The organism is Butyrivibrio sp. XPD2006 (assembly GCF_000420865.1).
Lineage (GTDB): Bacteria > Bacillota > Clostridia > Lachnospirales > Lachnospiraceae > Butyrivibrio.
This window is the reverse complement of the sequence record NZ_ATVT01000023.1, coordinates 25,903-37,624: the sequence shown is the minus strand read 5'-3', so window position 1 is coordinate 37,624 and position 11,722 is coordinate 25,903. Positions and strand designations below refer to the sequence as shown.

Genomic DNA, 11,722 nt, shown 5'->3' with positions numbered 1-11,722 from the left:
CGATGATATCAGATACACAGAGGGAATGAAAGATCTTTATTCCCATCGCAAAGAAACAATAGAAAGAATTTTTGGGACCGCCAAAGAAAACCACGGATTCAGATATACACAGATGTATGGCAAGGCGCGTATGGAAATGAAGGTCGCGCTTACCTTTGCGTGTATGAATCTGAAAAAGCTTGCAAGGATCAAGCATGAATGGCGGTTAGAGATGGCCTGATATAGGCTGTTTCTGACCTTTGTTCTGAACAAAATCCCCATAACATAAGAAAAATGGTCCAGAGAGCTACGCCCTCAGGACCACTTTGTCTACAGTCTGAAATCACCCAAACGGGTGATTTTTTCAAATTATTTTCACATTATTTTCATACAATCTTCACATTTCGCTTCAGTGCTCATAAACTCGTGGCACTCTTTTGTTGATATCGCATGTCAGCTCGTAGTTAAAGCGTCCGCTCATCTCTCCCAAAAGCTCGGCTGATATGGTTTCTCCGGTCTTTTTATCCGTGCCAAGGAGAATTACTTCGTCTCCCTCACGCACATCAGGAATGTCAGTAACATCCACCATGAACTGATCCATGCAGACTCTGCCGAGGATCGGAGCACGATGACCGTCGATCAGAACATATCCCTTGTTGGAAAGGCTTCTGGGATAGCCATCTCCGTAGCCCACAGGGATCGTAGCAATTTTTGTGTTATCTTTTTCTGTCACAAAAGTTCCGCCGTAGCTGACAGGAGTTCCCTTGGGAACGTCCTTGACCATGACAACGTGGCTCACAAGCTCCATTGCAGGCTTAAGATCAATGATATCCTTGGGCACTTCATCGGAAGGCCACATTCCGTACATTGTAACTCCGGCTCTTACCATATCCATTGAAGACTCCGGGATTGCGATTATACTTGCTGAGTTTGCGCAGTGCTTGATCGGGATACGGTATCCACATTCCTCTTCGAAAGCCCTGAGGAACCCCTTAAATACCTCTTCCCTCTCTCTAGCGTTTGTGAGGTCTTCCTCGTCAGCTCTGGCAAAGTGTGTAAACACGCCCTCTATGTGCAGGTGACTTAAAAGTCTTACATCCCTTGCAAAAGACACTCCGGTTTCATCCGGTGTTATTCCAATCCTGCTCATTCCTGTATCAACAGCAAGATGAATAGGTGCCGGCTCCTTAAGTGCTCCTTCTGCCAGAAGTCTTTTAGCGCACTCATCGAGCTCTTTTGCCATATCCATTCTGAATACTGCAGGTCTGATGCCCTCTTTCAACATTCTCTCATAGGCGTATGGGAAGGTATAGCCAAGAATGAGTATAGGCTTTTTAAGTCCTGCATCCCTGAGCTCAAAGGCCTCCTCTGCAGTAGCAGTAGCATAGCCCCAGATATAATACTTATCTTCCAGGAACCTGCCGATCTCCACAGATCCATGTCCGTAGGCATCTGTCTTGATAACAGCCATCATCTTGGTCCCGGCAGGGATATTGTTTTTCATAGCCTCAAGGTTATGTTCAATGGCGCCAAGGCTTATCCTTGCAGCCACACGTGAGTATTCATCATTACTAGTTATCATTTTTACATCCTTCTTGAATGCTTAAGTTTTATCGCAACACCTCAGGAAGAGCCGCCGCTATATCCGAAGCCACCATGGAGTATCTGCCGATTCGCTCTGCAGCTACGTCTCCTGCTCTTCCGTGAATGTATGCTCCTGCTATTGCAGTCTCAAATCCATCCATTTTGTATGACAAAACAGCTCCCAGTATTCCGGCGAGAACGTCTCCGCTTCCGGCTGTTGCCATTCCATCATTGCCACTCATATTAATATATATCTTTTTGGAGCCTGTGTCAGCCACTATACTTCTGGCATCCTTACAGATAACCGTACAGTGGAGCCTCTTAGCCAGCTCGACAGGGTACTGCGTAATATGCTCCTTGCAGTCTCTGATATCGCTCTTAAACAGTCTTGCAAACTCTCCCATATGTGGCGTTATCAGAAGCTCTTTGCCGTCTCTGCCAAAGTTGGAAGCAAGCCTGTAAAGCTCTGCGTCCTCAGCAATCAAATTAAGCGCATCGGCATCCATTACAAGACTCTTGTCATAAAAGTTCAGGACATCAGCAAGCAGTTCTGCTCCCTTTCCCTCTGTGCCGATCCCGGGGCCAATCACAGCCTGGGTTGACCACTTCATTGCCTCTTTCAGCTTATCACCTACAGGCTCAAAATCCTCGTAGGTATCAAGTATCGCCTCCGGCAGCAAAGTCCTGACTGCCTCAGCATTCTCAACAGCGGTAAAAACTCTCACCATACCTGCACCGGCCTTAAGGCATGCTCCCGCACACAAAACACATGCACCGCTGATATCCTTGGAACCCGCGATGATCAGGACCTTGCCATAAGTGCCCTTATTGCCTGCAGGATTTCTATCGGGTAAAAGAGCTCTTCCTTCGCCATCATAATATATAACCCCCGGCTCCTTACCGAGAAAGCTCTCATCAGTGATTCCGACGTCTTCTACTATCAGCTTACCCGTATATTCACATCCGGGATACATGATGTGCCCTATCTTGGCCTGATTAAATGTCACGGTTGCATCTGCTCTTACTGCCGCTCCGCAGACATGTCCGTCATCGGCACTGATTCCTGAAGCTATGTCTATGGATACAACGAACATATCGCTGTCTCTTTGCCGCTTGCAGCTGTTTATGTAGTTAACAGCATCCAGATAATCTCCGGTAACAGGTCTCGAAAGACCTATACCGAATAAGCCATCTACAATGATATCAAAGTCCGCTTCGGATTTGTTGCATCTTATGTTGGAAAAAGTGTCCTTATGAATTCCATATTTCTCAGCTATAGAAAGCTGCTTAAGAAGAAGATCCGAGCACTTTGTAGGATCACCAACAACGCAAAGGCTCACCTGATAGCCTCTTTGCTTAAGGAGCCTTCCTACGCAGACTCCGTCTCCGCCGTTGTTGCCAACTCCGGCCATCACCAGCACTTTATAGGTTCTCTTTGCCTCCCTCTTACTCTTCCACTCATCTACGACATCAGCCACTGAAAGAGACGCCCTCTCCATCAGCACCTCCGTCGCCACCCCAAAGTGTTCCGACGTATTCCTGTCGTAAATCTTCATCTCCTGACTTGTAACAGCATACTTCATACCATTCATAGTGCAATCCTCCCCCAATAGCATAAAACCCGGTCTGGTAACATGCCAGACCGGGATGTATCTATCCAATAGCCTAAATCATTCTACATACTCATCCTCATCGCCTTCAAGGGGGCGTCTTATGGGATGTCTGCGATTTGGATCATATTTCATATCGAAGAGGTCAATGACCTCGGGGCCGAAGATCTGGTGCATATAGGAATAGAGGTTGTAGTTCTCCATTTCAGCTTCCTGGAGATGGATCACGTTTTTCTTAAGTTCTACTCTTACCTTGGTTATCCACTCGTCCAGACCCTTGATATATTCTGTGTTTGAATGAAGCGTATCGTAACACGCATTCATGGTCTCTATCATGAGCTTGTAGTCCACGTCATAGATCTGCCTTGAAAGATCCATGAGCTCGTCGTTGTGGCTGTCAAGCTTGTCGTTACATTCGTTGATAAGTCTGGTTCTCTCGGAGATTTCTTTTTCTATTGCCGCACTGTTGCCTCCGGCCTTGTTGGCCTTGTCACGAAGGGGCACAATCTCTCCAAGAAGCGTTTTCTTCAGCTTCTTGATCTTCTTGGTCTCGGTACGTATCTTGGCGTCCCTGTCAACCAAAGTATTCAGTTCTTCCGCAAGACTTTCAATCTCCGGAGTCATTTCTGTCTGGGTAAAGAGCTGGTGCCACTTATCATCAAGTGTCAGAATGGGAATACTCTTTCCCTCCAGCGCAGCTGAATAGACCTTATCATCTTTTGCCATCAGATTCTCTCACTAATGTTTTAATGATTTTTCATACCTATCTATATTATACGATAATTTCATCAAACTGTCAGATAAATGTACATTTTCTACCTGAATATTGTTAGGAACTTCAAGGTCAACATGCGCAAAGTTCCATATAGCCTTGATTCCACAGCCTGCCAGCCTGTGTGCCATGGGAACAGCCTGCTCCTTGGGAATGGTAAGAACTGCTATCTCGATGTTGTTCTTTTTGACGAAGTCTTCCACTTCATCGACAGGCCTTACCTCAACGTCACGGATCATTGTTCCGTACAGCTCAGGGTTGCAGTCAAAGGCTCCCTTGAAGACAAAGCCTCTTCTTGTAAAATTGGTATAGCCTGCAAGAGCCTGTCCGAGGTGACCTGCTCCTATGATAACAAGGCTGTGCTGCTTATCAAGGCCGAGGATCTTGCCGATCTCGTCGTAGAGGTAATTCACATTATAGCCGTAGCCCTGCTGGCCAAAGCCACCAAAGTTATTGAAGTCCTGTCTGATCTGTGATGCTGTGACCTTCATGATATCTGAGAGTTCCTGAGATGAAATTCTCTCAACGCCTCTCTCCTTAAGGTCCCCAAGATATCTAAAATATCTAGGCAATCTGCTTATGACCGCCTGAGAAATCTCTTTTTCTGCCATGATAATCTCCAAATAATAGTATTGTTTGTTAATAATCCTACAAATTGATTATATATGTCCGTTAAATATATGTCAATTCCGGAAAAGCGTTAAAAAATCCCCCAACCATGCGCTTTTCCGGTCGGGGGATTGGAAATTTATTATTATTTTATGGTTTGAAATAACTGATCGTATCAGACATATTCTCTGCCAGTTCCTGAAGCTTATCAGCGGACTCTGTAATGATGGCAAATGTAGCATTCAGCTCCTGCATTGAGGCATTTGTTTCCTCTGTGGAGGCTGCATTCTCCTCTGATATTGCGGACAGATCGGATATGATCTCCACAAGCTTATCCTTGGCTTCTGAGAGCTTATCGACATGTCCTGCAATATTATCCGTACTCTCCGAAACGTTATCTACGTTATCTGCCATGCTCTGCATGTTGACCTTGGTCTCATCAAGCTGAGTCTCCTGCTGTTCAAAGCTTGCATTGAGCCTCTGCATTACTTCCACAGACTGCTCGGAATCAGCAACGAGCTTTTCTACAATCTTCTTGATCTCTTCGGCAGAATTACTGCTCTGAACCGCCAGCTGTCCGATCTCTGTAGCAACAACCGCAAATCCCTTGCCTGCATCTCCTGCTCTTGCAGCTTCAATACTTGCATTGAGTGAAAGGAGGTTCGTCTGTGAAGCAATCTCTGTGATAGCTTCTGAGAACTTGGAAATCTCTTTTGCAGATTCATTTGTGGAATCTATTGTTGCGCCGATATCGCGAACAGAGGACTGAACTTCGCTGCTCTGCTCTATAAGCTTATTAAGTGCATCCATAGCAGCTTCACAGGAAGATTTCATCTCTGAAGCATAGCTGTTTAACTGTTCTACGTTTTCTGAAACCTCTTCAATATCTCTTCCGATGTCCTGAGTATTACCTGCTGCTGTCTCAACGCTCTCAGCCTGATTTACAGCACCTTTGGAAATATCATCCACTGCCTGCGATACCTGTCCGGACGCTGTAGATGCCATATTGGCGTTGCTTGAAAGCTCGCTTCCGGACCTCTTGAGCTCATCTGACATCTCCATAGTGGATTTAATAACTTCACCAAGCTTTTCAGAAAGAGTCTTGGCTCCGTCAGCAAGAAGCCCAATCTCATCGTTTCTATCAAGCGATGTCTTGTCAATTGACAGCTTAAGCTCACCCTTGGAGAGATTGCCAAGCTCTTCTGCAATTGCTCTCATCTTGCCGGAAGACTTATTAGCAACCACTATACCAACTATTGATACACCGATTGCAATAACCAGAGACAGGATTACCATTTGTAATACAATACCTCTGATCCTGGCTTCAACTGTATCGCTCTCTCTTCCGGAATATACCATTCCGATTATTGTTCCGTCATCATTTTTAAGAGGCAAATAGTAGCTGTAGTAATTCTCAGTAGCTCCTGCAGGAACCATCTTGGCATAATAGGTCTGACCGTTTGTCAGAACAGCGCTTGCCACCTTATCTGAGATGCTATAACCTGTTGCTTTAGCTCCACTGGAATCCTTAAGAGTAGTTATAACCCTCTCTTTGCCATAGAAAAGTGAATATTCAACATCTGTAAGGGACTTGAGTTCATCCATGAGCTCCTCATACTCGGCCATGACATTTTCCTCGCCCTTATATAGTATTCCGTCAACATATGCCCAGTCGCCATCCCATACATTTGACATTTCACTGTTTAATTGTTCTACTGCAAGAAGAAGTTCTTCCTGCACCATACTGTCATATGTATTATTGATTGATCTGGCACTGAGGATGGTAAGAACCACTGAGACGCCTATAATAGCTGCTACTGCAGCGATGATAAGCTTTTGGACAAGTTTTCCTTTTCTTTCTCTTATTTCCATAATGTGCCTCCTCGGAAAAGACATAATATTATCCCTGTATAACACATTAATTATACAAAATATCGTCAGATAATAATCGAAATCTTTTCTTAAAATTTGATAAATACAAGTTTACTTTTCCTGTAAAATCATATATGATTTGTTGGTTGATCAACCTAAGAAATACTAAGCAGGACAAATAAATGAACTCACTTATAATGACAATAATAGAAAACATCGGACTCATAGCTTTTGCTATATCCGGGGCCGTTGTTGCAGCCAAGAAAGACATGGATCTGTTCGGAATCAACCTGATGGCTCTTGTAACAGCCACAGGCGGCGGACTTATCCGCGATATCATAATCGACAGGATCCCGCCTGTGATGTTCGTTAATCCATCGCTTACGATCATCACACTTATTACTGCTAATATCGCCTTCGTTATAATGTACCTCAAAAAGCCAATGCCAAAGGGAATAACTCCTGTATATGACAAGCTCCTGTTCTGGCTCGATACACTGGGTCTTGCAGCTTTTACTGTAGACGGAGCCTTTGCCGGGATATACTCGGATTATTCAGACAATCTCTTCCTTGTGGCATTTCTCGGAGTAATAACAGGAATCGGCGGCGGACTCATAAGAGACGTCCTTGCGGACAAAGTCCCTTATGTTCTTGTAAAGCATGTATACGCCATCGCCTGCATCGCCGGCGCAGCTGTAACCGTACTCTTATGGCGGTTTACAGGCAGCGAGCTGCTCAGCTCACTCTGTGGATTCTCGACCATAGTACTGCTCCGCTTCCTAGCCATGCATTTTGAATGGAATCTGCCAACAGTACATTTGCATGAATGAAAATGAAGTTCTGCTCTCGCACCATGTGCTCGCCAGAACAAAGTAGTACACCAAGCTCGAAACTACCTCGCTAGGTGATTACTTTTCTTTATCTTCGCCTTCTCTTTTACCTGCTTGAGCTCATCCACGCTGAATATGTAAGACTTGTTACAGAAGTGGCACTTTAGCTCCACATCTTTTCCCTCGTCAATCATATCCTGGATCTCTTTCTCACCGATGAGCATAAGTGCTCTCTCTACTCTGTCTTTGTCGCAGTTGCAGTAGAAATTAAGATCCACTGTATCTGTTATCTCAATATCAAATCCATCAAGAACGATGTTAAGCATATCTTCCGGAGTTTTGCCGGCTTTAAGGATGTCAGTCACGGACGAAAACTTCTTAAGATTCTCCTCAAGATGTGAAATTGTGGCCTCATCTGCAAAAGGAAGGAGCTGTATTATAAATCCTCCTGCTGCAATGACTGAGAGATCCTCTCTTTCAACCAATACTCCAAGACCGACTGATGAAGGAGTCTGCTCAGACTTTGTAAAGTAGTAGGTCAGATCTTCCGCAACCTCTCCTGTATAGAGTGGAACCTGTCCCACATAGGGCTCTTTCATACCCATGTCTCTGATAACGGTAAGAGTACCTTCTCCAATGCCTCCGCCGACATTCAAATGGCCTGATGCATTGGGCTCCATGATAACGTAAGGGTTACTTACATAGCCCTTTACATTTCCCTTGTTGTCTGCTGTTGCCAGAACGCTTTTAAGCGGACCGTCTCCGTCCATTTTAACCGTAATGAGGTCAGAATCATTATCCATCATGGTTCCCATCATTACTGTACCGGTCATAAGTCTGCCAAGTGCTGCTGCCGCAATTGGTGACAGTCCATGTGCCTTTCTTCCGTACTCCGCAAGGTCCTTTGTTGTTGCAGCGAAAGCTCTGATCTGGGCATTTCCTGCTGTTGCTCTTACCATATAATCTTTATATGCCAATTTTTCAATCCTCTTTTCTTATCTTGTTATATCTTTGTAACACTCAGGTCTCCTGTCTCTAAAGAGTCCCCAGGACAGCCTGTTTCTGCGTATCTCATCAAAATCATACTCAGCATAGATGATCTCTTCCTTGTCCCTGGAAGCCTTTGCTATGCACTCGCCTGTCTCATCGGTAAGAAAGCTTGTTCCGTAGAAGCACAGGCTGGATTTCTGTCCTCCGTTTTCCTCGGAGGGCTCAACATATTCCGTGCCAATCCTGTTTGCAGCTGCGACAGGAATAATGTTGGCTGCCGAATGTCCCTGCATTGTCCTCATCCAGTGGCCTGAGCTGTCCACATTAAGAATCGGCTCAGATCCGATAGCTGTGGGATAAAGAATTATATCCGCTCCCTTAAGCGCCAGGCACCTTGCAGTCTCCGGAAACCACTGATCCCAGCAGATTCCGACTCCGACTCTTCCATACCTGGTCTCAAACACCTTAAATCCGGTATCTCCCGGTGTAAAATAGAACTTCTCCTGATAGTAATGATCATCCGGAATATGGGTCTTTCTGTACACGCCAAGAAGTGCTCCGTCAGCATCAATCATAACTACCGAGTTATAGAGCTCATTTTCATCCTTCTCATAGATGCTTATGGGCATCACAACCGAAAGATCTCTGCAGAGATCGGAAAAGTACTTAACCGCCGGATTCTCCATGATCTCCGTGGCATACTCATAGTAGTCGTATCTTCTCTCCTGGCAGAAGTACTTTCTCTCAAAAAGCTCCGACAAAAGAATGATCTTAGCGCCGCTTTTTGCAGCTTCTCTTGTCAGTTCCCCTGCCTTTTCAATATTTCTTTTAACCTGCTCTGCGTCAGTTTCTGCAGCCTTTCCGCAGTCGAACTGCACACAGGCAACTTTTATCATCTCACTCATTTTGTTTATCCCTTCACATCGGAATCTGTTGTGTTATGCAGTGGATATTTCCACCACCAAGAAGAATCGGCCTTGCATCAATGCCGACAACTTCTTTTTCAGGCAAAAGAGCTTTCAGCGTATCTAAAGCTCTTTTATCACTCTCTTCGTTTCCGTCCCCAAACTGCGGAACAAGAGCTGCTCCGTTTACGAAGTAGAAATTGACATAGCTTGCTGCCAGCCTCTCACCTACTTCGCGCATATCTTCGCCCTCTTCAAACTCGTAGTTTGAAAGATCGCTCTCATTAACGAGAACGGGCTTATCGGGAATATATAGCTTATGAACAGTGATCTTTCTGCCCTTTGCATCCGTAACACTCTCAAGATAGGCAAGGTCAGCCCTCGACATCTCATACTGAGGATCATTTTCATCATCTGTCCAGGCCAGCACTGCTTCACCGGGTCTTATAAATGCGCATACATTGTCTACATGCTCATTGGTCTCATCGTTGTAGATTCCCTTCGGAAGCCATAACACCTTTTGGGCACCAAGGTACTCTTTTAATTTATCTTCAATCTGCTCTTTGGTCAGGGAAGGATTTCTTCCGGCGCTCAAAAGACAGCTCTCCGTAACCATAACTGTCCCCTCTCCGTCACAGTGGATGGAGCCCCCTTCCAAAACAAAAGGCGCAGCATCATAAGCATCCGCTTCAATGGTTTCAAGGAATTTAAGCGCCACCTTATCATCCTTATCCCAGGAAGCATAAAGACCGTCCACCTCTCCTCCCCAGGCATTAAAGCTCCAGTTTATACCGCGGATATCCCTTCCGGGGCAGGTCACGAAGGTCGGTCCCACATCCCTGGCCCAGGCATCATCGCTATCTATCTCAAGGATATAGCATCTCTCCGAGAGCTCTTTTTCCAAAAGCTCATCTCCCCGGCAATGGGAAGTTATAAGCTCATCGATAAAAGAATCCGCCTCGCTAATATAATCCCTGCTTACCAGAAGGTAGAGATTCTCTCGCTTCAGGATCTGTATAAATACGCTTCCGAAAGACTTTAAAGTCTCCGTGCGATCTTTCCCCCAGCTGCCGGGACGTGTCGGATAAATCATCAGGGTCCCGTCATGAGGAGAAAACTCGGCAGGCATAAAATAGCCGTCTTCAATTGGTTTTGAAGTTCTTATTATCTCCAATATATCTCCTTTTCAAAAAAGGCCCTGTTATCAGAGCCTTGTCTTGAAGTCGTAATAGTTAAAGGTTCGAAGTATCTCGGCTTCTCCGTCTTCGTGCAAAAGCGAAATACTCGGCAGAGCCATGCCGTTAAAGGTGTTGTTCTTGACAAAGCTGTAAATGGCCATATCCTCAAACACAAGCCTGTCACCCGGCTTCTTCTCATCATTGAAGCTGTAGTCTCCGATGATATCGCCTGCAAGACATGTTCTTGATGAGAGTCTGTAGGTGTAATTCATCTCTCCGGGCTGCTCAGAGTCTCGAAGAGGCGGTCTGTACGGCATTTCAAGTACATCAGGCATATGACATGCAGCAGAAGTATCAAGGATAAGCACTGGCATTCTGTCTGTCTCAACCACATCAAGAACTGTTGTAACAAGATATCCTGCATCGAGAGCAATGGCTTCTCCCGGCTCAAGATATACATCAATGCCATACTTGTCTCTTATATAAGAAACCAGTCCAATGAGGGCATCTACATCATAATCGTCTCTTGTAATATGATGTCCTCCGCCGAGGTTGAGCCACTTGATCTTACGACCAGAAGTCTCAGGAGTCGCCTCCGGCTGAGTCTGAGCAGTCTCACTCTCGCCATACTCAACGTTATAGTCCTCTTTGTCACTGACGCGAAGGTTTCTCTCAAACTCTTTGAATATATAAGTGTCGTAATCATCCGGTATGAGAGGGCTTGGGAAGAATCTTGCAAACTCCCTCTCCACCTTAAGGAACGTGTCCTCTAAAGGTTCAAAGCCCTGCTCACAGAGATTGTGTACATGAAGTCCCTCAACGCCATCCGGGAGAACGTCCGGCATATCCTCGTTCCTGATACCGAGCCTTGAGCCCGGAGCACATGGATCGTAGATCTCATGGGAATCCTCTGTGCTGATCTCAGGATTTATCCTGAGACCCACTGAAAGAGTGCCCTCTGAAACCTTCTTTTCCCAGACGCTTCTGTGATGCTCAAGCTGACTTAAGGAGTTAAAGACAATGTGGTCACAGATATTGCAGACTTCTTTTATTTCATCGTCCTTGAATGCCGGCTCAAACACATGATTCTCAGGCTTTGTCTGCTTGTCATCCAGTGTCTTTTTGATCTCATCCTGTACAAGTCTTGCCTTTGTCGAAACTTTGAACTCTTCATGGGCAAGCCTTGCTTCATAGATTCCGGAAGCTGTTGTCCCGTCCAGATACTCAGCGATAAGCGGATAAGTCTGATAAGCCGAATATGCCTTCTGAGCAAGAAGTATCTTGGCTCCGGACTTCTCCCTTACCTCTTTGAGTATCTCAAGATTCTCTTTTAATTTCTTCTCATCAATAACGTAAGATGGTGTCGGAATATCTTCAAATCTCATAAACAGTG

Annotated in this window: 10 protein-coding genes and 1 pseudogene; 2 read left to right on the top strand and 9 right to left on the bottom strand. The window is 45.3% G+C overall.

The window, feature by feature from the left end; genetic code table 11:
- Window positions 1-202: pseudogene (locus G590_RS20130) on the top strand (transposase); the annotation flags it as partial.
- A gap of 186 nt (window positions 203-388) precedes the next feature.
- Here the strand turns inward: G590_RS20130 and alr are convergent.
- The 5 genes from alr to G590_RS0117560 all read right to left on the bottom strand — a co-directional run bounded on the left by alr (window position 389) and on the right by G590_RS0117560 (window position 6,426).
- Window positions 389-1,561, bottom strand: a complete 1,173-nt coding sequence (gene alr, locus G590_RS0117580) for an alanine racemase (protein WP_022766954.1) — start codon at window positions 1,559-1,561, stop codon at window positions 389-391.
- Between the two features lie 28 nt (window positions 1,562-1,589).
- On the bottom strand, window positions 1,590-3,155 hold the full coding sequence (locus tag G590_RS0117575) for a bifunctional ADP-dependent NAD(P)H-hydrate dehydratase/NAD(P)H-hydrate epimerase (protein ID WP_022766953.1): 1,566 nt from the start codon (window positions 3,153-3,155) through the stop codon (window positions 1,590-1,592).
- 78 nt (window positions 3,156-3,233) lie between these two features.
- Entirely contained in the window at window positions 3,234-3,899 is a 666-nt protein-coding gene (locus G590_RS0117570; protein WP_022766952.1) for a hypothetical protein, read from the bottom strand.
- Between the two features lie 12 nt (window positions 3,900-3,911).
- Window positions 3,912-4,556, bottom strand: coding sequence for a redox-sensing transcriptional repressor Rex (locus G590_RS0117565; RefSeq protein ID WP_022766951.1), 645 nt, complete (start codon window positions 4,554-4,556; stop codon window positions 3,912-3,914).
- A 148-nt stretch (window positions 4,557-4,704) separates the two neighbouring features.
- Entirely contained in the window at window positions 4,705-6,426 is a 1,722-nt protein-coding gene (locus G590_RS0117560; RefSeq protein ID WP_022766950.1) for a methyl-accepting chemotaxis protein, read from the bottom strand.
- 182 nt (window positions 6,427-6,608) lie between these two features.
- Here G590_RS0117560 and G590_RS0117555 point away from each other — a divergent pair, with 182 nt between their 5' ends.
- Entirely contained in the window at window positions 6,609-7,256 is a 648-nt protein-coding gene (locus tag G590_RS0117555) for a trimeric intracellular cation channel family protein (RefSeq protein WP_022766949.1), read from the top strand.
- Between the two features lie 62 nt (window positions 7,257-7,318).
- Here the strand turns inward: G590_RS0117555 and hslO are convergent, their stop codons facing one another.
- Genes hslO through G590_RS0117535 form a run of 4 tightly spaced genes read right to left on the bottom strand, consistent with a single transcriptional unit; the run spans window position 7,319 to window position 11,714 of the window.
- Window positions 7,319-8,215 (bottom strand): Hsp33 family molecular chaperone HslO, encoded by an 897-nt coding sequence (hslO, locus tag G590_RS0117550; protein ID WP_035763756.1) that lies wholly within the window; start codon window positions 8,213-8,215, stop codon window positions 7,319-7,321.
- Between the two features lie 36 nt (window positions 8,216-8,251).
- The gene (gene aguB / locus G590_RS0117545) at window positions 8,252-9,151 is read right to left on the bottom strand and encodes an N-carbamoylputrescine amidase (RefSeq protein WP_022766947.1); all 900 of its coding nucleotides are present in this window, start codon (window positions 9,149-9,151) and stop codon (window positions 8,252-8,254) included.
- Window positions 9,152-9,164: 13 nt separating this feature from the next.
- Window positions 9,165-10,325: an agmatine deiminase gene (gene aguA, locus G590_RS0117540; RefSeq protein WP_022766946.1), complete on the bottom strand. Its 1,161-nt coding sequence runs from the start codon at window positions 10,323-10,325 to the stop codon at window positions 9,165-9,167.
- Between the two features lie 30 nt (window positions 10,326-10,355).
- Window positions 10,356-11,714, bottom strand: a complete 1,359-nt coding sequence (locus G590_RS0117535; protein WP_022766945.1) for a carboxynorspermidine decarboxylase — start codon at window positions 11,712-11,714, stop codon at window positions 10,356-10,358.
- Window positions 11,715-11,722 lie beyond the last annotated feature (8 nt).

Excerpts from the sequence above, each read along its gene's own strand:
- G590_RS0117535 (WP_022766945.1), bottom strand. The coding sequence starts at position 11,714 with ATGAGATTTGAAGATATTCCGACACCATCTTACGTTATTGATGAGAAG.
- hslO (WP_035763756.1), bottom strand. The coding sequence starts at position 8,215 with ATGGTAAGAGCAACAGCAGGAAATGCCCAGATCAGAGCTTTCGCTGCA.
- G590_RS0117560 (WP_022766950.1), bottom strand. The coding sequence starts at position 6,426 with ATGGAAATAAGAGAAAGAAAAGGAAAACTTGTCCAAAAGCTTATCATC.
- G590_RS0117565 (WP_022766951.1), bottom strand. The coding sequence starts at position 4,556 with ATGGCAGAAAAAGAGATTTCTCAGGCGGTCATAAGCAGATTGCCTAGA.
- G590_RS0117555 (WP_022766949.1), top strand. The coding sequence starts at position 6,609 with ATGAACTCACTTATAATGACAATAATAGAAAACATCGGACTCATAGCT.
- alr (WP_022766954.1), bottom strand. The coding sequence starts at position 1,561 with ATGATAACTAGTAATGATGAATACTCACGTGTGGCTGCAAGGATAAGC.
- G590_RS0117570 (WP_022766952.1), bottom strand. The coding sequence starts at position 3,899 with ATGGCAAAAGATGATAAGGTCTATTCAGCTGCGCTGGAGGGAAAGAGT.
- G590_RS0117575 (WP_022766953.1), bottom strand. The coding sequence starts at position 3,155 with ATGAATGGTATGAAGTATGCTGTTACAAGTCAGGAGATGAAGATTTAC.
- aguB (WP_022766947.1), bottom strand. The coding sequence starts at position 9,151 with ATGAGTGAGATGATAAAAGTTGCCTGTGTGCAGTTCGACTGCGGAAAG.